Source organism: Flavonifractor sp. An91, from assembly GCF_002159225.1.
In the GTDB taxonomy this organism is placed as follows: Bacteria; Bacillota; Clostridia; order Oscillospirales; family Oscillospiraceae; genus Flavonifractor; species Flavonifractor avicola.
Genome location: NZ_NFHA01000009.1, coordinates 30,849 through 51,812, shown reverse-complemented (window position 1 = coordinate 51,812; position 20,964 = coordinate 30,849). Strand labels below are relative to the sequence as shown.

The following is a 20,964-nucleotide window of genomic DNA, read 5'->3' as shown; positions in this document are numbered from 1 at the left end:
TCACTCTGCCTCCTTGGAGGGACGGACGAACTCCGCCGCGCCTCGTCCCGCCGCCCGGCCGGTGGACCAGGCGATCTGCAAATTAAAGCCGCCGGTGTAGGCGTCTACATCCAGCACTTCCCCGGCAAAAAAGACCCCGCCAGCCTTCTTGGAGGCCATGGTATGGGGGTCTACCTCAGAAGTTTTGACGCCGCCGGCAGTGACAATGGCCTCGGCGATGGGCCGGGGTCCGGAAATATCGATGCGAATGCACTTGAGGGTCTCCACCAACCGGCGGCGCTGCCCCTTGGTCACCGAGTTGGCCTTCAGGTCACCGGGAATGCTGGTCAGCTCCAGCACCACCGGCACCATAAGCCGGGGCACCAGCCCCTCCAGCACATGGCGGAAGTCCTTGTTGGCACCCTCCCCCAGGTCCCGGAGCACCCGGGCGTCCAGCTTCTCCTGGTCCAGGGCGGGTTTCAGATCCAGCAGGATGTAGTAGTGCTCCTTCCCCATGTCCCGCATATGGGCGGAGGCGGAGAGGATCAGGGGTCCGGTGATACCGAAGTGGGTGAAGAGCATCTCCCCCTGCTCGGCATACACCGTCTTTTTCTTGCTGTTTTTCACCTGGATGGCCACGTTCCGCAGGCTGAGACCCTGCATCTGGGCGCAGAAGGCCTGCTCCGCCACCAGAGGCACAAGAGAAGGCCGGGGCTCCACAATGGTATGACCCAGGGCCCGGGCAAAGTCGTAGCCATCGCCGGTAGAGCCGGTGAGCGGATAGGACACGCCGCCGGTGGCCACCACCGCCGCTTTGCAGGGATAGGTCCCCTTCTCCCCTTTCACGCCGGTGATGCATCCCTCCTCCAGGATCAGGCCGACAGCCCGGTCCTGAACGATGTCCACCCGGGCCTTCCGCAGGGCACGCAGCAGGGCGTCGATGATGTCGGCGGCCTTGTCGGACTGGGGAAACACCCGGTTACCCCGCTCCACCTTCAGGGGCACACCCAGACCTTCAAAAAAGGCTTCCGCCTCCTCGGGAGTAAAGCGGGTGGCGGCGCTGGTCAGGAACCGGCTGTTGCCGGGAATATTTTGCAGCAACTCCTGCACCGTGCAGTGGTTGGTCACGTTGCACCGGCCCTTGCCGGTGATGTACAGCTTGCGGCCCAGCTTAGGGTTGCGCTCCAGCAGGGTAACGGACACGCCCTGCTCCGCGGCGGCCAGGGCCGCCATACACCCGGCGGCGCCGCCGCCGATCACGATGATCTCACTCAAGGGTTTTCGTCCACCTTCTCATAGACCTCATACTCGTCCCAGATTCGTTCCAGACTCTCAAAGGTACGAGAGAGGTCGTCGTTCTTCTTCCGGCCGATGGCCACGATCAGGGCGTTGACCAGGCTGAGGGGGGCCACCAGGGAATCCACGAAGGAGGCCATGTCGCTCTTGGCCAGCAGGGTGATGGTAGAATAGGGGGCCAGCGGGGATGCCGCCGAGTCGGTAATGGCAATGGCCTCCGCCCCCCGGTCGTGGGCAAACTGCATGGCCTTCACTGTCCGGCGGGAGTACCGGGGGAAGCTGATACCGATGATCACGTCCTCCGGCCCGATGTGAAGCAGCTGTTCAAAGACCTCGCTGCTGGAGGTGGTGTGGATGATAGTCACATTGTTGAAGATCAGGGTAAAATAGAACCCCATAAAGCTGGCGATGGCGGCAGCGGAGCGCACGCCCAGAATATAGATGTGTCGGGCCTTGACGATGGCGTCCACTGCACGCTGGAACTGGGTCTGATCGGTCTCCTCCATGGTCAGGCGAATCTTCTCAATGTCGGACTGCATCACCATGGACAAAATGTCGTGGTCTCCGATGCGGTCGTTGGTCACCTCGATGCGCTGGATAGAGGTGAGCTTGCTGCGGATCATCTCCTGCAGGGCCTTCTGCATGGCGGGATAGCCGTCGTAGCCCAGCTCGGCGGCAAAGCGCACCACGGTAGACTCGCTCACCTTCACCGTCTTGCCCAGCTTGCTGGCCGTCATGAAGGCGGCCTTGTCGTAGGACTCCAGGATGAAGTTGGCGATGAGCTTCTGCCCCTTGGAGAAGGTATTCATTTCAGATTGAATGGTAGAGAGAATATCTTTCGGCATAACCAGTACCTCCCGGCGTTCTGATCCCTGTCGACATAACGCCGTTAACCTTGATGACAAAGAATCCCGGTCCATCCCCCGGTGTGACCGTGGACAGACCGGACAGAAAGACGGCCGCGCAGCCGCGGTACGTCCCTTGATTCAGTAAACACTATCATACTGGTTTTCCGAAAGAAAAGCAATCCCCTTTTTGCAAGAATTCTATCATTTCCTGCAAAAAGTCCCTCAGGCTCTGGGTGGGACCTGCTCCAGCAGGGCCACTTCTTCCCCGCTGAGGACTCTCCAGCGGCCCGGCTTCAGCTCTCCCAGGGTGAGGGCTCCCTCCCGCACCCGGCGCAGGCGGGTGACCTGGAGTCCGGCGGCGGCGCACATCCGCCGCACCTGCCGGTTGCGCCCCTCATGGATGGTGACGGACAGAATCCCCTCCCCCGCTCGCTCCACTTGGGCAGGACTGAGGGGCACACCGTCCAGCTCCATGGGACTCCGCAGCACCGGCAGAGCGGCGGGGATATCTCCTTTCACCCACACCAGATACTCCTTCTCCACCTCATGGCTGGGATGGATGAGCCGCTGGGTCAGCTCCCCGTCGTCGGTGAGAATAAGCAGCCCCTCCGAATCCAGGTCCAGACGGCCCACCGGCCATACCCGGACGCCGCAGTTCTGTACCAGGTCGGCCACCGTTTTCCGTCCCTTCTCGTCGGACAGGGTAGTGACATAGCCCCTTGGCTTGTTGAGCATCAGATAAGTACGCTTTTCAGGACCCTTCATGGGCCTGCCGTCCACCCGGATATCGTCTTTGTCCGGGTCGGCCTTATCGCCTACAACGGCAGGCTTGCCGTTCACTGTCACCCGGCCCGCCGCCAGCCAGCCCTCCGCCGCCCGGCGGGAGCAAACGCCGTTGGCCGAGAGTATTTTTTGCAGCCGTTCTTCCACCGGCAGTCTCCTTTCCGCAGTTGAGGCCTGCCGTAAAACGGCAGACCTCTTCTGTATTGTGTCAAATTCATCCAAACAGCCGCTGCCACCACCGGAGAGGGGCCACGTTGTTGACCGCCCCCGTCTGGTAGAGCAGGGGCAGCCGGCCGATCTCATCCCCGTTCAGGGTGAGTGTGAGGCTCCCCGCCGGGAACCCGGCCTCCACCGGGGCCTCCACCTCCTCCGGCAGGTCCACCGTACGCTGGACGGTCTCGCCCTGGGCCAGCGGGTAATAGAAGTCGGACACGGTGCTCACCCGGGTGAAAGGGCACAGACTGCCCGTCACCGGAATGTGGGTCCACTCCCCCGCCGACGCCACCAGGGTCCGGGGATAGGTGGCAAAGCCGTAGTCAAAGAGGGCGGCGTGATCGGCCCAGTCGTTGGGGGCGTTGAGGGTGACGGCGATGAGCTCCTGGACATCCCGCAAGGCGCTGGACACCAGGGTCCGTCCCGCCTCGTCGGTGTAGCCCGTTTTCAGGCCGGTGCACCCCTCATACCGCCACAGCAGTTTGTTGTGGTTGGTCAGGCTCCGCCCGGCAATGAAGATAGACCGGGTGGAAACGATGGTCCGCAGTTCCTCCCGCTCCAGTACCGCCCGGGCCAGGATGGCCATATCGTAGGCGGTGGAGTAGTGGTCCGGGTCATCCAGACCGTTTGGATTTGCAAAGTGGGTGTCGTTCATGCCCAACTGGGCGGCCTTTTTGTTCATCTCCGCCACGAAGCTCTCCACGTCTCCCCCGCAGTAGCCTGCAATGGCCAGGGCCGCGTCGTTGCCCGAGGAGAGCATCAGCCCGTAGAGCAGGGCCTCCAGGGTGACCTTCTCCTCCGGCTTGAGGTACATGGAAGAGCCCTCCGCCCCCGTCCACTCACGCTTGATGGTTACCGTGGAGGACAGGTCGGGATGGAGTTCCACCGCCACCAGGGCGGTCATCAGTTTGGTGATGCTGGCGATGCTCCTCTGTTCCCGGGCGTTTTTCTCATAGAGCACCCGCCCGCTCTCTTTGTCCATCAGGATGGCCGAGGAGGCGGACAGGGTGGGTTCTGCCCCGAAAACGGGCAGAACCAGCAGAGACAGAACCAGCAAAAGGGCGCACCAGCGTTTCAAAACAGCATCACCTCACATCGATGCCGTTAGTATATGCCCTCAAATCCCGTTTTATCCGTGCCCGGGTTGGCGGCCTTCTCTGCCTTTTTCTTCTCCTGCTGCTTCTCAATGAAGTCCGTGATCTTGTCGATGGCCTCGGGCACCATCTCCACCACCCGGTCCACAGTGGTAGCGGCGGGAGGCGCCACAGGCAGCAGCTTCACCGAGCCGTCCTTGACCACCAGGAAGCCCACCGGGATCAGGTTGATGCCCGCCCCGGCGCCGCCGCCGAAGCAGCTGTTGTCCTCCGGCTTCTTGTGCTTGCTGCCAAACTCAGTGCCGCCGGAGCCCACACCCACGCTGAGCCGGGAGATGGGGATGATGGTCACCTCGCCGGTGACGATGGGCTGGCCCACAATGGTGTTGGCGTCTGCGATCTCACGGACCTTGTCCACGATCTCGCCCATCAGATCTCCGATAGGATGCTTTTCCATAGCTTAAACCGCCTCTTTCTGTGTTTCCTGCCGGGATTTGCTCCCGCTTTTTTGTTTGGAAAGGATGGGCAGTACCTTGGATGCCACCCGGACGCCCAAGGCAAGGATCTGCCCGATGGTCAATGTGGCCGCCGCCCGCAGATATACAGTGGGATGCTCGGTGGTAAAATCCACGTTGGTGCGGATGCGCCACTCCTTCACCTTGAAATTTTGCTCCACCAGGGGCCAAAACATACCGATGGCCCCGTTGAGTCTGCCGTAATTCACCGCCGTCTTGGCCGGATCGGCGGAGGCAACAACCACGTCCAAATAAAGCTGGTCAATGCGGATCTTCCGCCGCAGCTGCCCGGCGGCGTCGGTCACCACCGGCAGCAGTTCTTTCACCAGATCAAAGATCTCCCCCGCCGTCTTGGGCTTCTTTGGAGGCTTGGACTTTTTTTGCTTGGATGCCTTAACTTTTTTTGCCTTGGCCGGTTTGGGCTGTTTGGCCTTCCGGGGAAAGAGGGTCACCCGCACCGGCCCTGCCAGCAGCCGAACAGTAAAGGTCTTTTGGGCGTACTCCGCCCATACCCCCACCCGGATCAGGCTGAGCAGCACCAGCGCCAGGACCACGATCCCCAGAACCAGCAGCACAATCATGCCCCAGACTCCTCCTCAGACTTGGCCAGCTCCCTGGCGGCTTCCTCGATCTCTTCTTCGGTAATGGCGGACAGGTTCTCCCCTTCCTCCGCCGCCTTCAGCCGCTCCACCGCCGCCTGCATCTCCAGGGTAATCTGTCCGTCCTCCGGCGGCATATTGGGCAGCTCGGGCAGTTCGTCCAGGCTGGACAGGCCGAAGGACCGCAGGAAGGTCTGGGTGGTGCGGTACTGGATGGGCCGACCGGGCACTGCCAGGCGGCCGCACTCCTCGATCAGATCCCGCTCCAGCAGCAGGCCGATGGTGTAGGAGCTGTCCACCCCACGCACCTGGTCCACATAGGCCCGGGTGGCAGTCTGGTGGTAGGCAATGATGGCCAGCACTTCCAGAGCGGGCTGGCTCAGCCGGGCCGGACGGCGGGTCTCAAAGGCTTTTCGGATGTAGGGGGCGAACTCAGGGGCAGAGCACAGCTGATAGCTGGTCTCCAGCCGCACCAGCCGGATGCCCCGGCGCTCATAGCTGTAGCGGTCGGCCATGCGTTTGCACACCGTGTCCACGGTGCCCCGGTCCAGGTCCAGGGCCAGGCACAGCCGTTCCACTCCCACCGGCTCCCCGGCGGCAAAGAGGATGCCCTCGATGGCCGATTCGATTTCCTTTACTTCCATAGATTATCCCCCGTCTGACAGCTCATAAACATCGGTGGAGTAGTCGGGCTCTTCCCCGCCCTCCCCGGTGCTGGTGATGGTGCAGTCCTGCTCCGTCCCGGCCAGGCGCACCCGCCGGGCCTTGCACAGTTCCAGCACAGCAATGAAGGTGGCCACGATCTCCGACCGGCTCCGGTTGCCCCGGAACAGGGCGGAAAACCGGGTGACCCCGAACCGGGCCAGCCGCTCCAGAATCTCGTCGGCCTTGTCGGCCACCGGGTAGGGCTCCCGGCCCACGATGCCCTCGAAGGCGGCCATAGGGGGCGGCAGTCGGTGGTCGGTCCGGGCCAGGACCGACTTCATGGCCTTCAGCAGGTCCTCAGGCTTGTGGACGTAGCGGTAGGTCTTGTCCGCCTGGATGGCCTCCGGCGGCTTGGTCAGGTAGTCCCGCCCCACCGCATAGCGGTCGGACAGGGTGGGCACCACCGCCTTGATACGGACATAGTCCTCCCGCCGCTGATGCTCCTCCAGGGAGGCCATCAGCTGTTCCAGTTCGGTGAGGGCCTCCTCATCGTGGATGGACAGCAGCATCCGGGTCTTGATGTAGACCAGCTGGGCCGCCATGGTGACGAACTCGCTGGCCACCTCCAGGTCCAGCTGCCGCCGCTGGTCCATCCAGGCCAGATATTGGTCCAGAATCAGGGAGATCTGAATGTCCTTGATCTCCATCTTGTTCTTGCTCAGCAGATGGAGGATCAGGTCCAGGGGACCGTTGAAGTCCTCCATATCCTCCCGGTTCTTGACCACTTTTTCCAGATGGTAAATGGGCGTTTCGATGGCACTCACCTCAAAACAGGTTCAGAATAGTGGAAACGTCCTGGAGATAGAGCAGCCATTCCAGCGGCATTCCGGTGATGGCGCACAGCCCCCGCAGGCACTGGACCATCAGGAAGGTCAGGGGCTTGTTGAACACCCCCAGCAGCACCAGGATGATGAGCAGGCCCATCACATATTTCTCATACTTGAGGATGGTATAGTAGGTCCTGTCGGGCAGGAAGGCGAACAGGATCTTGGATCCGTCCAGCGGGGAAATGGGGATCAGGTTGAACAGCCCCATGCCAACCCCCAGCAGGGCCATATTGGACAGGAAACACAGGGCCAGCAGGCTGCCCTTGCTGATGGGGGCGAAGTGCCAGACAACGGAGGCCAGAGCCACCGCCGCCAGGGCGGTGAGGAAGTTGGCTATCGGTCCCGCCAGGGCGGTGATGGCCATACCCTGTTTGGGATGCTTGAAGTAGCGCATATCCACCGGCACCGGCTTGGCCCAGCCCACCTTGACCACCACCATCATCAAAAGGCCGATGAGGTCCAGATGCTTGATGGGATTGAGGGTGAGCCGCCCGGCGTTTTTGGCGGTGGGGTCCCCCAGCCGGTAGGCCACAAAGCCGTGAGACAGCTCATGCAGGGTAATGCACAGCAGGGCGGCCACGGCGCTGATGAACAGAGTCACAAGTCCCCACCAGTCCATATGCTGGGCAAATTCACGCAGAGAACCCAATGGTCATTCCTCCAACAGTTTGCGTTTCAGCCGGTCCAGTACCGGATCGGTCAGTCCGGCGGCATACAGATAGTCCAAAACAGAGCCGTAGGCCCCCTCCAACCTCTCCAGGCAATCCTCCAGATATTCCGGCTTGGAGAGGCCCACATAGGCGGGCAGGTCGGAGCGGGTCTCCCGCATCCACCGGATCACCGGGCGGATATAGGTCTGGGACACCTGATAGTCGGCCAGGATATCCAGCCGGTCCACTCCCGCCAGAGTGAGCAGCAGGGCGGCGATGCAGCCGGTGCGGTCCTTCCCTGCCATACAGTGGAAGAGCACGCCACCGGGTGCGTCGGCGATGGTCTCCAGCACCGAGCGTATGGTGTCCTTCCGCTCCAAGGTGCGGAAATAGCCCAGGCCGATGAGCTCCTCCTCGTTGGGCAGTTTCTCGCCGGTAGACATGGGAATGAAATGGCAGGAGAAGCCGGAACGGGCCGTCAGTTCGTCAGGGAACTGTCTCGCCTCCGCCGGGCTGCGCAGGTCGATGATAGTAGTGATGTTCCGCTCCAGCAGAAGCTGGACATCGGCGTCGGTCAATCCCATAGGTTTGTCCCCCCGCAGCAGAACGCCCCACCGGGTGGTCCTCCCATCCGCCGTAGGGTAGCCGCCCAGATCCCGCAGGTTGAGCATCTTCCCCAGCACGATTCGCCGCTCCATTCCATTTCACCTCAGTTCTGTCCATAATTTGATTCCGATTATATCAAATTTTCCCGAAAAACACAAGCCGGACCGGCGGGTTTGCCCAGCCGGTCCGGCCTCTGCTCAGATGATGTGGTTCCGCAGGGTACCGATGCCCTGAACGGTCACCTCCACGGTGTCACCGGGGGCCATGGGTCCCACCCCTGCCGGGGTGCCGGTGGTCACCACGTCGCCGGGCTCCAGGGTCATGGAGGCGGTGATGAACTCCAGCAGCTGAGGCACCGCCGTCATGAACTGGCTGGTGTTCCCCTGCTGGACCACCACCCCGTTAAGCCGGGTCTCGATGGCCAGAGCGTCGGGGTCCACCTCGTCGGTGACCACGGGGCCCAGAGGGGCAAAGCCGTCCATGCTCTTGCCCCGGGTCCACTGGCCGTCCCCCTTCTGCACGTCACGGGCGGTGACATCGTTGAGGCAGGTGTAGCCCAGGATATAGTCTGCAAAGTTCTCTGCCTTTACATCCTTTGCCCGGCGGCGGATGACGAAGGCCAGCTCCCCCTCGTAGTCCAGCCGCTCCACAAAGGCGGGGGCGTGGACGGTTCCCTCGGGGTGGTTGAGGGTATTGGGGGCCTTCAGGAAGAGGATGGGCTGCTCAGGTACCCCCTCCCCCATCTCCATGGCGTGGTCGTAGTAGTTCTTGCCCACGCACACGATCTTGGTGGCCTCGCAGGGGGCCAGAAGGCGGCAGGCCTCCAGAGGCAGACTCTCCCCGTCGTAGCAGATCTCCTCAAAGGGAGGCTTGGTCAGGGTGCGCACCAGGTCCCCCTGGAGCACACCCCATACGCCCTTGCCGTCCCGCAGCAGCTTCACATATCTCATGCCAGTCCCTCCGCGTGGTCCAGAATCAGATTGAGCAGTTCCTGTTTTCCATCTCCCTTCTCAGCCGAAAAGGGAATTACCTTTACACTATCATCCAGCTCCAGGGTCTCCCGGATGCGGGCCAGATTGGGCTCGATGTCGCTCTTGCGCAGCTTGTCCAGCTTGTTGGCCACCACGGCAAAGGGCTTCCCGCTGTTCTTGAACCACTGAGCCATGGTACAGTCGTCGGCGGTGGGCTTGTGGCGGGAATCCACGATCATCAGCCCCAGTGTCATCAGAGAGTTGTCCGCAAACCACTCCTCCATGAGCCGGCCCCACCGCTGCTTCTCCGCCAGGGACACCTTGGCATAGCCGTAGCCCGGCAGGTCCACCAGATAGAAGGCGGAGTCGATGAGGAAGTAGTTGATGTGGGTGGTCTTGCCGGGGGCTGCGCCCACCCGGGCAAAGTTCTTCCGGTTCAGGAGCCGGTTGATCACTGAGGACTTGCCCACGTTGGAGCGGCCGGCAAAGGCCACCTGGGCCAGCCGGTCCCGGGGAAAATCAGACGCCTTGGCGGCGGAGCGGACAAATTCCGCTTTTTGCAGATTGATGGGCATAATTACCTCCCAAATGTGTATGCGCAGCGGGGGTTTGCCCCCGTCTTACTGGCGCAGATTGGGCCGCTCGGCGGTCTGGGCCCCGGTGTGGGGCTGGGCCAGCGGCTGGGCAGGTTCACATACCTTCAGGTCCAGAGCCTCAGCCAGCACCTGATCCACCTGCTCCACAGGCACGAACCGCAGGCCCGCCTTGACGGTGGGATCGATCTCCTCCAGGTCCTTCTCATTGTCCGCCGGGATGAGAACGGTGCGGATGCCGTTGCGGTAAGCGGCCATGGTCTTTTCTTTCAGGCCGCCGATGGGCAGCACTCTGCCCCGTAAAGTAACTTCGCCTGTCATCGCCAGTTCCGTCTTGACCGGCAGCCCGGTGAGGGCGGACACCATGGCGGTGGTGATGGCGATGCCGGCGGAGGGGCCGTCCTTGGGCACCGCTCCCTCCGGGAAGTGGATATGGAGATCCTTTGTCTTGTGGAAGTCGGCCTCAATGCCCAGCTGGGCGGCCCGGCTGCGGATATAGGTCAGGGCGGCATGGGCAGACTCCTTCATCACGTCGCCCAGGTTGCCGGTAAGCTCCACCTTGCCGGTGCCGGGCACCACGGCCACCTCCACCTCCAGGATCTCTCCTCCCACGCTGGTCCAGGCCAAACCATTGACTACGCCCACCTGCTCGGTCTGGGGGATGTGGTCGGGGTGATACCGGGGAATGCCCAACAGCTCCTCCAGATTTTTCTCTGTAACGCTGACCGACTTTACAGTTCCTGTCACCAGGCGCATAGCGGCCTTACGGCACAGGGCGCCGATCTGCCGCTCCAGGATACGCACACCGGACTCCCGGGTGTAACCCCGGATGAGGGTACGCAGTGCGTCGTCGGACAGCTTGAACTTGGCCTTTGTCAGGCCGTGGCGCTTGATCTGCTTGGGGATCAGGTGGCGCTTGGCGATCTCCACCTTCTCCTCGTCGGTGTAGCTGCTCAGCTCAATGACCTCCATCCGGTCCAGCAGGGGCTTGGGGATGGTGTCCAGGGTGTTGGCGGTGGTGATGAAGAGCACGTCGGACAGATCGAAGGGCACCTCCAGGAAGTGGTCCCGGAAGGTAGCGTTCTGCTCGGCATCCAGCACCTCCAGCAGCGCGGAGGCGGGATCGCCCCGCTGGTCGTTGCCCAGCTTGTCGATCTCATCCAGCAGCAGCAGCGGATTGCAGCTGTCGGCCTGCTTGATGGCGGCAATGATGCGGCCGGGCATAGCCCCCACATAGGTCTTGCGGTGGCCCCGGATCTCAGCCTCGTCGTGGACGCCGCCCAGAGAGATGCGGGCCATATTCCGATGAATGGCGTGGGCCACGCTGGTGGCAATGGAGGTCTTACCCACGCCGGGCGGGCCTACCAGGCAGATGATCTGCCCCTTCATCTGGGGAGAAAGCTGCTTGACGGCCAGGAACTCCAGGATACGTTCCTTTACCTTCTCCAGGCCGTAGTGGTCCCCATCCAGCACCTTCCGGGCGGCCTCCACGTTGACCCGCTCTTTGGTATACTTGCCCCAGGGCAGTTCCAGCACAGTGTCCAGGTAGTTGCGCAGCACGGTAGCCTCGGCGGAGCCGAAGGGCTGCTTCTCCAGCCGGCCCAGCTCCTTGGTCAGCTTGTCCGCCACCTCCTGGGGCAGCTTGGCCTGGGCAATACGCTGGCGGTACTCCTCCAGCTCGCTGTCCCCCTGGCCGTCCTCCCCCAGCTCCTGCTGGATGACCTTCAGCTGCTCCCGCAGCACATAGTCCCGTTGGCTCCGGGTGAGTTGGTCCCGCACCTTGTCCTGCATCTGGTGCTCCAGCTCCAGAATGGCCACCTCCCGGCGGAGGTTCTGGCACAGCTTCTCCAGCCGGCGGACGGGGCGCAACTCTTCCAGAATGGCCTGCTTGTCCCCGGTGCGCATGGGCAGGTTCTGGGCGATGTAGTCGGCAATATAGCCCGGCTCCTCGCTGGAGAGCACCGACAGCAGAATGTCGGGAGTCATCTTGGGGGCCAGGTCGATGTAGTTCTCAAACAGCTCGTAGGTCTGACGGATCAGCGCCTCGGTGCGGGCAGAGCGGCGGAAGGTGGTCTCCTCCGGGATCTCCTCCACCTGGGCGGTGAAGTATGGCGTGGTCTGGGTCAGGCACTGGAGCCGTCCGCGGCTGACGCCCTCCACCATCACCCGCACATTACCGCCGGGCAGGCGGAGAATCTGGCGGACGGTGCTGATAGTACCCACCCGGTAGAGGTCGGCCTCCTTAGGCTCCTCCACCGCCATGTCCCGCTGGGCCACCAGGAAAATAGGCTGGCCGGAGGTCATGGACTCGTCCAGGGCCTTGATGGAGGCCTCCCGGCCCACGTCAAAGTGGAGCATCATATTGGGAAAAATGGTCAGGCCCCGCAGGGCCAGGGCGGGCATGACCGCGGGCAGATTGGTTTGCATGGACTTCCCTCCTCTCGGGAATATGAAACAGGAGACAGGACCGGGGGCGGCCGGTCCTGCCCAGTCTCCCGGTTCCTGTCTCCTATATTGGTCTTATGGCTGTTCTGTTCAGGACACGTTGCCCTTTGGGGCCTTTCCGCCGTGCTCGGCACGGAGGGACGCGCCGCCCAGCCTGGGCCGGTGGGTGCGCTCCGGGTCGTGCTCCACCGTGGGAGGCACATGGTCCTTGACGCTCTCGGCGGTGATGGTCACCTTGGTGATGGTGGGATCGGAAGGCACGTCGTACATGACCTGGGTCATGACTTCCTCCAGCACCGCCCGCAGTCCGCGGGCGCCGATACCACGCTCAATAGCCTTGTCGGCGGCCGCCTCCAGGGCGGCGGTGTCAAAGGTGAGATCCACCATATCGTACTCCAGCAGCTTCTGGTACTGCTTCACCAGGGCGTTCTTGGGCTCGGTGAGGATGCGCACCAGCTGGTCCTTGTCCAGGGCGTTCAGGGTGGTGATCACCGGCAGACGGCCCACCAGCTCGGGGATGATGCCGAACTTCAGCAGGTCGTGGGGCTGGACCTCCTTGAAGATGGCGGTATCCTTCTCCTTCTTGCTCTGGATCTCGGCGCCGAAGCCGATGGTCTTTTTGTCCAGACGCTGCTCAATGATCTTCTCCATGCCGTCGAAGGCGCCGCCGCAGATGAAGAGGATGTTCTTGGTGTTGATCTGGATGAACTCCTGATGGGGGTGCTTGCGGCCACCCTGGGGGGGCACATTGGCCACGGTACCCTCCAGAATCTTCAGCAGGGCCTGCTGCACACCCTCGCCGGACACGTCGCGGGTGATGGAGGTGTTCTCACTCTTACGGGCGATCTTGTCGATCTCATCCACATAGATGATGCCCCGCTCGGCCAGCTCAATGTCGTAGTCGGCGGCCTGGACCAGACGCAGCAGGATGTTCTCCACGTCGTCGCCCACGTAGCCCGCCTCGGTGAGGGTGGTGGCGTCGGCAATGGCGAAGGGCACCTTCAGGATGCGGGCCAGGGTCTGGGCAAACAGGGTCTTGCCGCAGCCAGTGGGGCCCATGAGCAGGATGTTGCTCTTCTGGAGCTCCACATCCTCCCCGCCACCGAAGTAGATGCGCTTATAGTGGTTGTATACCGCCACGGACAGGGCCACCTTGGCGTCTTCCTGGCCGATGATATACTGGTCCAGCACATCCCGGATCTCCCGGGGAGTGGGGATCACATCGGGGATATCGGGGGACAGGGCCTCCTCCGGGTCGTAGTTGTCGTCCAGAATGCTCATGCACAGGTGGACGCACTCATTACAAATATAGGCCCCGGGGCCGGCGATGATGCGGGCCACCTGGTCCTGGTGCTTGCCGCAAAAGGAACAGCGTACGCTTTTGCGCTCGTCGTTTTTTGGCATATCGTTACCTCGTCGTACTCTGGATTGGTTGCAGATGGGAGCAGGTAAAAAGCCGGAAAGGGAGCGGGGCGTTTCCTCCCCGCTCCCCCGCAGATTACCGGGAATAGATGACCTTGTCGATCAGGCCAAACTCCTTGGCTTCCTCAGCGGACATGAAGTTGTCGCGCTCACAGGCGGCAGTGACTTCCGCTACATTCTTACCGGTGTTGTCGGCCAGGATCTGGTTCATACGCTTCTTGATGATCTCCAGGCGCTTGAGGTGGATGGCCATATCAGTGATCTGGCCCTGGGTGCCGGCGGAGGGCTGATGGATCATGATCTCCGCGTTGGGCAGTGCCAGGCGCTTGCCCTTGGCGCCGGAAGAGAGCAGGAAGGCCCCCATGCTGGCCGCCATACCGATGCAGATGGTGGATACATCACACTTGATGTACTGCATGGTATCATAGATGGCCATACCATCGGTGACGGAGCCGCCGGGGCTGTTGATATAGAACTGAATGTCCTTGTCCGGGTCCTGGGCCTCCAGGTAGAGCAGCTGGGCTACCACCAGGCTGGCGGTAGTGGCATTGACCTCCTCGCCCAGGAAGATGATGCGGTCGTTGAGCAGGCGGGAGAAAATGTCGTAGGACCGCTCGCCCCGATTGGTTTGCTCCACTACATAGGGTACTAAGCTCATGATTGCGAAACTCCTTTATTCTGATGTCGGGGCGCCGGGCCTCCCTCTCAGAGACCCGGGCCCCGGACCATCCCCACCCTTGGGCAGGCTTACCTCAAAGTATGCCCGCCTCACGGCGTCTTATTCCTCAGTTTTCTCCTGAGCGGGAGCCTCCTCAGCGGGAGCCTCCTCGGTCTTCTTCTTGGTGGTGCGGCGCTTCTTGGGCTTCTCCTCGCCCTCGGCAGCCTCACCCTCGGCCTCCTCAGCCTTCTTCTTGGTGGTCTTCTTCTTGGCGGGAGTCTTGCCCACCTTGGCGCTGTCATAGATGACCTGCTCGGCCTTCTGGATGGCCAGACCCTTCTTCACGTCCTCAGCGGGAGCGGCGGCCTTCACCTGATCCAGCTCCATGTGGTACTCGTCGGCCAGGCGCTTATACTCGGCCTCCAGGTCCTCGTCGCTGATCTCAATGTTCTCAGCAGCCACAACGGCGCCCAGAGCCAGGTCACGGCGCACCCGCTCCATGGCGGCGGCGGCGGCCTGAGAGCGGACAATGTCGATGGTCATACCGGTCATAGCCATATACTGCTCGAAGGGGATGCCCTGAGCCTGGATGCGGCGGGCCATATCCTCCACCATCTGGTCGGTCTCGTAGGCCACCATGGCGTCGGGGATCTCAACCTCCATGTTGTCCATGACCTGCTCCATGATAGCGGCCTCAAAGGCGCGCTTGGCCTGGGCCTCACGGCGCTCGGTCAGCTTGTCGGCCAGATCCTTCTTGAAGGCCTCCAGGGTGTCAAACTCGGACACATCCTTGGCGAACTCGTCATCCACGGTGGGCAGCTGCTTCTCCTTGACCTCGTGGACCTTGACCTTGAACACCACGGGGGCGCCGGCCAGATCCTCGGCGTGATAGTCCTCGGGGAAGGTGACGTTCACGTCCTTCTCGTCGCCGGCCTTGGTGCCAACCAGCTGATCCTCAAAGCCGGGGATGAAGGCGCCGGAACCCAGCTCCAGGCTGTGGCCCTCGGCCTTGCCGCCGTCGAAGGGAACGCCGTCCTTGAAGCCCTCGAAGTCGATGACCACGGTGTCGCCGTTCTGAGCCTCACGCTCCACGGTCACCATACGGCTGGCGCGGTTGATGTAGGGCTTGAGCTCGTTGTCGATGTCCTCGTCGGTGATCTTGACCTCTTCCTTCTCAGCGGTGAGGCCCTTGTACTCGCCCAGCTTCACCTCGGGACGGACAGTGACGGTGGCCTTAAAGGTCAGGCCGTCCTTGCCGGCCTCCAGAACCTCCACGTTGGGCCAGGACACCACGTCCAGCTTCTCCTGCTCCACGGCATCGGCATAGGCCTTGGGATAGAGCTCGTTGATGGCATCTTCATAGAACACGCCGGAGCCGAACATACCCTCGATGATCTTCCGGGGAGCCTTGCCCTTCCGGAAGCCGGGCACGTTGATCTTGTTGCGCTGCTTCAGATAAGCCTTCTGGACCGCGGCCTCAAACTCCTCGCCGCCGATCTCGATGACCAGCTGAACGGCGCTCTTTTCCTGCTTCTCGACGCTTTTGACATTCATCTTGTTAACTTCCTCCTGTCAGCCCCGGGGCCCGGACAGGGGTCCAGGACGGGGCAGCTTTCGCGTTATCCGTTATATATTATCAGATGTGCGCGGAAATTGCCATAGTTTTTTTCAATTATTCCAGGATTTTTTGGGGCTGGAACCCCACATAGTCCGCCGCCACCAGATGATAGACCACCGGACCGTACTTTCCTTCCACCGCCAAGCGGTGGCTTCCGCCGTGCAGATGGCCGTAATAACAGGCCTCCACCTCATACTTTTCAAGCAGTGCGATGATCTCCGCACAGCGGTAGCCCTGATACAGGGGCGGGTAGTGGAGAAAACATAACTTCTTTCTCTCCCCCGCCGCCTTTAAAGAGGCCTCCAGCCGGATCAGTTCCCGGTTGAACACCTTCTGGTCCCCTTTTTCCTCGTAAAACCAGCCCCGGGTGCCGCACAGAGCGTACTCACCGTATTCGTAGCAGTTGTTGTGGAGGATCTTCAGGGTAGAAAAGCCCTTCTCGGCAAAAAAGCGGTTCATCTTGGATGCGGTATTCCACCAGTAGTCATGGTTGCCCTTGAGCATCAGCTTGCGGACGCCGGGCAGGCTGTCCAGAAAGGCGAAGTCGGCCTCCGCCTCCTCCAGGCTCATACCCCAGGACAGATCGCCGCACAGCACCACCGTGTCCTCCGGGCCTACCGCCTGAAAGCCCTCCCGCAGCTTGTCCACATAGCCCTCCCAGCCGCCGCCGAACACGTCCATGGGCTTATTGGAGGCCAGGGAGAGGTGGGTATCGCCAATGACAAACAGGGCCATTTACTTGAGCATCTCCAGCACCTGGTCCACCATGTGCTCCTTGGAGACGGTCTGGTTAAAGCGCACGCTCTTATTCTTGAGGGCAGCCAGAGGAGCAGGCACGGGCACGCCGGTGAGCTCGGCCAGCTGATCCAGGATAGCGGTGCCCTCCGCCAGCTCGGTGACGCCCAAGGCGCCCAGCACGCTGTCGCAGAACTTGAAGGGGCTGGCGGTGGACACCACCACGGCGGGGGTCTCGTCGCCGGTCTCCTTCCGATACTGATCCAGCACGTCAAAGGCAACGGCGGTGTGAGGATCGATGAGATACTTGTGCTCCTGCCACATCTGACCGATGACCTTCTGGGTCTGGGCATCATCACAGCAGCCGGCGGCAAAGATGCGGCTGAGCTTGGTCTGGATGGCGGGGCTTACCTTATACATTCCCACGGTGTTCAGCTGGTTCATATAGCCCCGCACCTCGGCGTCGTCATGGTTGCTCAGGGCAAAGAGCATCCGCTCCAGGTTGGAGGAGATCAGGATGTCCATGGAGGGGGACATCGTATTGTAGAAGGTGCGGTTGCGGTCGTACTGACCGGTGCGGATAAAGTCGGTGAGCACGTTGTTGGCATTGGAGGCGCAAATCAGCTTGTTGATGGGCACGCCCATCTCCTTTGCGTAGTAGGCCGCCAGGATGTTGCCGAAGTTGCCGGTGGGGACGCAGACGTTAATGGGGTCCCCCTTGTTGATCTTCTCGTCTCGCAGCAGGTCGCAGTAGGCCGAGATATAGTAGACGATCTGAGGAAGCACCCGGCCCCAGTTGATGGAGTTGGCGGAGGACAGGAAATACTCCCGCTCTGCCAGCTGCTCCCGCAGGGCCTCGTCGGAGAAGAGTTTCTTCACGCCGGTCTGGGCGTCATCAAAGTTGCCCACTACGGAGCAGACTCCCACGTTGCCGCCCTCCTGGGTGTTCATCTGCAGCTCCTGGATAGCAGACACGCCGTCCTTGGGATAGAACACCAGAATGCGGGTGCGGTCCACGTCCCGGAAGCCCTCCAGGGCAGCCTTACCGGTGTCGCCGGAGGTGGCCACCAGAATGCACACCGTCTTGGACTCCTGATTCTTCTTCAGGGAGGCGGTGAGCAGGTAAGGCAGCATCTGCAGCGCCATGTCCTTGAAGGCACAGGTGGGGCCGTGCCACAGTTCCAAGCAGTAGGTCTTGTCGTCCACCTGCCGGACAGGAGCCACCTCAGGTACGTCAAACTTGGCGCCGCCGTAGGCCTTGCTGGCAAAGGAGGTCAGCTCGGAGGAGGTGAAGTCGTCCAGATAGGAGTTCATCACAAAGACCGCCCGCTGCTGGTAGGACATATCCCGCATGGTATTCAGGCCGTTGGGAGACAGCTTGGGGAATACCTCGGGGGTCATGAGGCCGCCGTCGGCGGCCAGTCCCCGGGCAATGGCCTGAGCTGCGGTGCAGCGGTCCTGTTTGTTTCTCGTGCTTACATAGTACATACTTTGCTCACTACCCTCATCAGATTATTGAAGAACAGATCCTGCACCAGGGCCAGGCCGTAGCCCCGCTCCAGCAGGAAGTGGTAAAGCCGTTCATAGTCCTGGACTCCGGCCATGCTGCCGGCCAGGGGGCTGCATCCGTCCAGATCGCCCCCCAGGGCGATGTTTTTCTCGCCCCCCAGCTCCAGCCAGTGGTCCAGATGGGCGGCAATGGCCTCCAGATCCGCCTTACCGCCCACAAACTCAGCGTAGAGGTTCAGTCCCGCCACGCCGCCATGCTCTATTATGGCAGTAAATTGCCCGTCGGTCAAGTTCCGGGGATGAGAAAACGCAGACCGGCTGTTGGAATGACTGGCAAAAAAGGGACCGGACAGGGTATCCGCCACATCCCAGAAGCCCGGGTCGGACAGATGGGACACATCCACCAGCACTCCCAGCTCCTCCGCTTTGCCGACAAAGGCCTTTCCCTGAACGGTCAAGCCCTTGTCGGTGTCCTCTGCGTTGGTGCCGCCCAGAGCGTTGGCCCGGTTCCAGGTGGGATTGACCGCCCGGACACCCAAAGCACAGGCCTCCTCCAGCCGTTCCACAGAACAGTCCAGCAGCTCCGCCCCCTCTACAGACAGGAAGGCGGCCATCTTCCCGGCGGCGAAGGCCTTCTCCGCCTCCTCTGCCGTCCGGCAGTGGGTAATCACAGAGGCGTTGGCCTCCATTTCCCGGGAAAAGAGCTGGTATTCCCGCTCAAAGGTCTCCCGGGGTGTAAGCCCGGGGAAATCCTCCGGCTGACCAAAAAGGGCAAAGAATTGAGCGTACCGGCGGAAGGCTCTCCCCCGCTCCAGATCCACATGATAGGAATTGCGGCCAAAGCCGCCCCCCTCCAGGCAGCATTTCAGCACCGTATCACAGTGTCCGTCAAAGACGTCGATCTCCGGCAAGGCACCCGCCTCCTTTAAAACGCATTTTCCCAATAGTGAAACTCCGGTTCCCGGGTAGCCATGCCCTGGGGCGCATACAGCTCCGCCACGTCGAACCGGGGCTGAAGCCCCATGTCAGGGTGCTCCGCCAGCCAGCACTCCGCCGTGGTACGCAGCTTCTGCTGCTTCCGCCGGTCCACCGCCGCCCGTCCGGGGGCGAAGGAATCATTCTTCCGCAGCTTCACTTCTATAAAGCATAAATACTTGTCAGTCGTTGCAATCAGGTCGATTTCTCCAAATCGGCAGTGATAACCGGCGGCAACGATGGTATAGCCCCGCTGCCGCAGCAGCTCCGCCGCCTTGGCCTCCCCCCAACGGCCCAGCAGCTTGGCCTCTCCCCCGCTCACAGCTTTTTCAGGAAGGTGCGGCGGTGGATGGGACAGGGCCCGTACTGCCGCAGCCGCTCATAGTGGAGTTTTGTAGGGTATCCCTTGTGCTGCTCAAAGGCGTACTGGGGGTACTGTTTCGCCATCTCCTCCATGTACCGGTCCCGGCTCACCTTGGCCAGAATGGAGGCGGCGGCAATAGATGCCGACAGGGAATCTCCCTTTACAACTGTTGCGTGGGGCGTGGTGACGGCTCCGTGCTTTCCATGGTCCCGGTTACCGTCGATTAGGGCGAAGTCGGGCTTGACGCTCAAGCCGTCAATGGCCCGCTGCATGGCGTTCATCCGGGCGCTGAGGATATCGGTTTCATCAATCTCCTCTGCCTCTACCCATGCCACGCTCCAGGCCTGGGCCTGCTCTATAATCAGATCGTAGAGCTGATCCCGCTTTTTAGGGGTCAGCTTTTTGGAGTCGTTGAGGCCGGGGATCAGCAACTCCCGGGGCAGGATCACCGCGGCGGCATATACTCGGCCGGCCAGGGGACCTGCCCCCGCCTCGTCGCAGCCACATACCAATTCATGGCCCTGGGCCCAGCAGTCCCGCTCTAGTTCCCACAGATCCATACAGTATATCTCCTTTACACCTCTTGGGGGGTCTCCAGGGTAAAGTTACCCAGCTTGCCGCTGCGGTACTCCTCCAGCAGCACCCGTGCCATACGCTCGGTGTCCACCTCGCCGCCGGAGATCAAGAAGCCCCGCTTGCGGCCGCAGGCCTCCAGCAGCTCCCAACCGGCCAGGCCGGGCTGGGACTCCACCTTGTAGCGGTCGGTGATGGCCTGGGGATACCGCTGTCCCAAAATCTCCATCAGGTGGCAGGCCAGGGTCTCCCGGTCCATGATTTCATCCTTCACTGCGCCGGTAAAGGCCAGGTGCATTCCGGTGATCTCGTCCTCAAACTTGGGCCACAGGATACCGGGGGTATCCAGCAGATCCAGGCCCGGGTCCACGTTGACCCACTGCTTGCCCCGGGTGACGCCGGGCTTGTTGCCCGCCTTGGCGGACTTCTTTTTGGCCACCTGATTGATGAAGGTGGACTTGCCCACGTTGGGCACACCCACCACCATGGCCCGCACAGGGCGGCCCACCAGGCCCTTGGCCTTCCACTGCTCGATCTTGTCCTTCAGGGCAGACTTAATGGCGGTGGAGAACTGGTTGACTCCCTTGCCGTCCCGGGCGTTGGTCTCCATGACCCACCAGCCCCGCTGGCGGAACCAGTCCCCCCACACCTTATTCATGGCCGGGTCGGCCTGATCCGCCCGGTTAAGGATGATGAGCCGGGGCTTATCGCCCACGATCTCATCGATATCCGGGTTGCGGCTGGAAATGGGAATACGGGCGTCGATGATCTCCGCCACCAGGTCCACCAGCTTCAGATCCGCCTGGATCTGCCGCCGGGTCTTTGTCATATGGCCGGGATACCATTGGATATTCATGCTCCCGCCTCCTTTGGTTCGGTTAGAATAGATTTTATGCTCCATTATACACAAGATATAGTAGTTTGAAAAGAGCAAACACGCACAAAAAAGCGGCTCCGGATCAATCCGGAGCCGCTTTGCGGAACAG

General features: G+C 61.7%; 22 protein-coding genes. All 22 read right to left on the bottom strand.

The genetic code is table 11. The annotated features are described in order from the left end of the window. Positions 1–1,254, bottom strand: a complete 1,254-nt coding sequence (locus tag B5G42_RS07445; protein WP_087268556.1) for an NAD(P)/FAD-dependent oxidoreductase — start codon at positions 1,252–1,254, stop codon at positions 1–3. Further along, positions 1,251–2,120, bottom strand: a complete 870-nt coding sequence (locus B5G42_RS07440; protein ID WP_087268553.1) for a MurR/RpiR family transcriptional regulator — start codon at positions 2,118–2,120, stop codon at positions 1,251–1,253. The genes B5G42_RS07445 and B5G42_RS07440 overlap by 4 nt, the downstream gene beginning before the upstream one ends. A gap of 225 nt (positions 2,121–2,345) precedes the next feature. Continuing rightward, positions 2,346–3,053 (bottom strand): pseudouridine synthase, encoded by a 708-nt coding sequence (locus tag B5G42_RS07435; RefSeq protein WP_087268549.1) that lies wholly within the window; start codon positions 3,051–3,053, stop codon positions 2,346–2,348. Between the two features lie 67 nt (positions 3,054–3,120). Then, complete coding sequence (locus B5G42_RS07430) at positions 3,121–4,197, bottom strand: D-alanyl-D-alanine carboxypeptidase family protein (RefSeq protein ID WP_087268547.1); 1,077 nt, start codon at positions 4,195–4,197, stop codon at positions 3,121–3,123. A 26-nt stretch (positions 4,198–4,223) separates the two neighbouring features. Continuing rightward, complete coding sequence (locus tag B5G42_RS07425; protein WP_087268544.1) at positions 4,224–4,670, bottom strand: GerW family sporulation protein; 447 nt, start codon at positions 4,668–4,670, stop codon at positions 4,224–4,226. 3 nt (positions 4,671–4,673) lie between these two features. Beyond that, positions 4,674–5,309: a DUF2953 domain-containing protein gene (locus B5G42_RS07420; RefSeq protein WP_087268541.1), complete on the bottom strand. Its 636-nt coding sequence runs from the start codon at positions 5,307–5,309 to the stop codon at positions 4,674–4,676. Further along, the gene (gene scpB, locus B5G42_RS07415) at positions 5,306–5,971 is read right to left on the bottom strand and encodes an SMC-Scp complex subunit ScpB (RefSeq protein WP_087268538.1); all 666 of its coding nucleotides are present in this window, start codon (positions 5,969–5,971) and stop codon (positions 5,306–5,308) included. The genes B5G42_RS07420 and scpB overlap by 4 nt, the downstream gene beginning before the upstream one ends. Positions 5,972–5,974: 3 nt before the next feature. Beyond that, on the bottom strand, positions 5,975–6,796 hold the full coding sequence (locus B5G42_RS07410) for a segregation and condensation protein A (RefSeq protein ID WP_343286693.1): 822 nt from the start codon (positions 6,794–6,796) through the stop codon (positions 5,975–5,977). Between the two features lies 1 nt (position 6,797). Further along, entirely contained in the window at positions 6,798–7,508 is a 711-nt protein-coding gene (locus tag B5G42_RS07405; RefSeq protein WP_087268535.1) for a site-2 protease family protein, read from the bottom strand. Positions 7,509–7,511: 3 nt separating this feature from the next. Further along, positions 7,512–8,207 (bottom strand): tyrosine-protein phosphatase, encoded by a 696-nt coding sequence (locus B5G42_RS07400; RefSeq protein WP_087268534.1) that lies wholly within the window; start codon positions 8,205–8,207, stop codon positions 7,512–7,514. 105 nt (positions 8,208–8,312) lie between these two features. Continuing rightward, positions 8,313–9,065, bottom strand: a complete 753-nt coding sequence (locus B5G42_RS07395; protein ID WP_087268531.1) for a fumarylacetoacetate hydrolase family protein — start codon at positions 9,063–9,065, stop codon at positions 8,313–8,315. Further along, positions 9,062–9,661, bottom strand: a complete 600-nt coding sequence (gene yihA / locus B5G42_RS07390; RefSeq protein WP_087187900.1) for a ribosome biogenesis GTP-binding protein YihA/YsxC — start codon at positions 9,659–9,661, stop codon at positions 9,062–9,064. The genes B5G42_RS07395 and yihA overlap by 4 nt, the downstream gene beginning before the upstream one ends. Positions 9,662–9,706: 45 nt before the next feature. Next, a complete protein-coding gene (gene lon / locus B5G42_RS07385) occupies positions 9,707–12,106 on the bottom strand; it encodes an endopeptidase La (protein WP_087268529.1) in 2,400 nt (799 codons plus the stop codon). Between the two features lie 108 nt (positions 12,107–12,214). Beyond that, positions 12,215–13,528, bottom strand: coding sequence for an ATP-dependent Clp protease ATP-binding subunit ClpX (clpX, locus tag B5G42_RS07380; RefSeq protein ID WP_087268525.1), 1,314 nt, complete (start codon positions 13,526–13,528; stop codon positions 12,215–12,217). Between the two features lie 94 nt (positions 13,529–13,622). Next, entirely contained in the window at positions 13,623–14,204 is a 582-nt protein-coding gene (locus B5G42_RS07375) for an ATP-dependent Clp protease proteolytic subunit (RefSeq protein WP_087187897.1), read from the bottom strand. A 120-nt stretch (positions 14,205–14,324) separates the two neighbouring features. Then, positions 14,325–15,758, bottom strand: coding sequence for a trigger factor (gene tig / locus B5G42_RS07370; RefSeq protein WP_087268522.1), 1,434 nt, complete (start codon positions 15,756–15,758; stop codon positions 14,325–14,327). A 118-nt stretch (positions 15,759–15,876) separates the two neighbouring features. Beyond that, the gene (locus B5G42_RS07365; RefSeq protein ID WP_087187895.1) at positions 15,877–16,557 is read right to left on the bottom strand and encodes a metallophosphoesterase; all 681 of its coding nucleotides are present in this window, start codon (positions 16,555–16,557) and stop codon (positions 15,877–15,879) included. Then, a complete protein-coding gene (gene thrC, locus B5G42_RS07360; protein ID WP_087268519.1) occupies positions 16,558–18,045 on the bottom strand; it encodes a threonine synthase in 1,488 nt (495 codons plus the stop codon). It abuts the gene before it with no gap. Then, entirely contained in the window at positions 18,033–18,977 is a 945-nt protein-coding gene (locus B5G42_RS07355) for a dipeptidase (protein WP_087268517.1), read from the bottom strand. The genes thrC and B5G42_RS07355 overlap by 13 nt, the downstream gene beginning before the upstream one ends. A 14-nt stretch (positions 18,978–18,991) precedes the next feature. Continuing rightward, positions 18,992–19,363 (bottom strand): YraN family protein, encoded by a 372-nt coding sequence (locus tag B5G42_RS07350; protein WP_087268515.1) that lies wholly within the window; start codon positions 19,361–19,363, stop codon positions 18,992–18,994. Further along, complete coding sequence (locus tag B5G42_RS07345; RefSeq protein ID WP_206406168.1) at positions 19,360–19,965, bottom strand: ribonuclease HII; 606 nt, start codon at positions 19,963–19,965, stop codon at positions 19,360–19,362. The genes B5G42_RS07350 and B5G42_RS07345 overlap by 4 nt, the downstream gene beginning before the upstream one ends. A 14-nt stretch (positions 19,966–19,979) precedes the next feature. After that, on the bottom strand, positions 19,980–20,834 hold the full coding sequence (gene ylqF, locus B5G42_RS07340; RefSeq protein ID WP_087268509.1) for a ribosome biogenesis GTPase YlqF: 855 nt from the start codon (positions 20,832–20,834) through the stop codon (positions 19,980–19,982). Positions 20,835–20,964: the final 130 nt, after the last annotated feature.

What these genes read in the sequence shown, in the direction of transcription:
- B5G42_RS07440 (WP_087268553.1), bottom strand. Translation starts at nt 2,120, where the DNA reads ATGCCGAAAGATATTCTCTCTACCATTCAATCTGAAATGAATACCTTC.
- B5G42_RS07425 (WP_087268544.1), bottom strand. Translation starts at nt 4,670, where the DNA reads ATGGAAAAGCATCCTATCGGAGATCTGATGGGCGAGATCGTGGACAAG.
- B5G42_RS07420 (WP_087268541.1), bottom strand. Translation starts at nt 5,309, where the DNA reads ATGATTGTGCTGCTGGTTCTGGGGATCGTGGTCCTGGCGCTGGTGCTG.
- scpB (WP_087268538.1), bottom strand. Translation starts at nt 5,971, where the DNA reads ATGGAAGTAAAGGAAATCGAATCGGCCATCGAGGGCATCCTCTTTGCC.
- B5G42_RS07400 (WP_087268534.1), bottom strand. Translation starts at nt 8,207, where the DNA reads ATGGAGCGGCGAATCGTGCTGGGGAAGATGCTCAACCTGCGGGATCTG.
- B5G42_RS07395 (WP_087268531.1), bottom strand. Translation starts at nt 9,065, where the DNA reads ATGAGATATGTGAAGCTGCTGCGGGACGGCAAGGGCGTATGGGGTGTG.
- yihA (WP_087187900.1), bottom strand. Translation starts at nt 9,661, where the DNA reads ATGCCCATCAATCTGCAAAAAGCGGAATTTGTCCGCTCCGCCGCCAAG.
- lon (WP_087268529.1), bottom strand. Translation starts at nt 12,106, where the DNA reads ATGCAAACCAATCTGCCCGCGGTCATGCCCGCCCTGGCCCTGCGGGGC.
- clpX (WP_087268525.1), bottom strand. Translation starts at nt 13,528, where the DNA reads ATGCCAAAAAACGACGAGCGCAAAAGCGTACGCTGTTCCTTTTGCGGC.
- B5G42_RS07375 (WP_087187897.1), bottom strand. Translation starts at nt 14,204, where the DNA reads ATGAGCTTAGTACCCTATGTAGTGGAGCAAACCAATCGGGGCGAGCGG.
- tig (WP_087268522.1), bottom strand. Translation starts at nt 15,758, where the DNA reads ATGAATGTCAAAAGCGTCGAGAAGCAGGAAAAGAGCGCCGTTCAGCTG.
- B5G42_RS07365 (WP_087187895.1), bottom strand. Translation starts at nt 16,557, where the DNA reads ATGGCCCTGTTTGTCATTGGCGATACCCACCTCTCCCTGGCCTCCAAT.
- thrC (WP_087268519.1), bottom strand. Translation starts at nt 18,045, where the DNA reads ATGTACTATGTAAGCACGAGAAACAAACAGGACCGCTGCACCGCAGCT.
- B5G42_RS07345 (WP_206406168.1), bottom strand. Translation starts at nt 19,965, where the DNA reads ATGGATCTGTGGGAACTAGAGCGGGACTGCTGGGCCCAGGGCCATGAA.
- ylqF (WP_087268509.1), bottom strand. Translation starts at nt 20,834, where the DNA reads ATGAATATCCAATGGTATCCCGGCCATATGACAAAGACCCGGCGGCAG.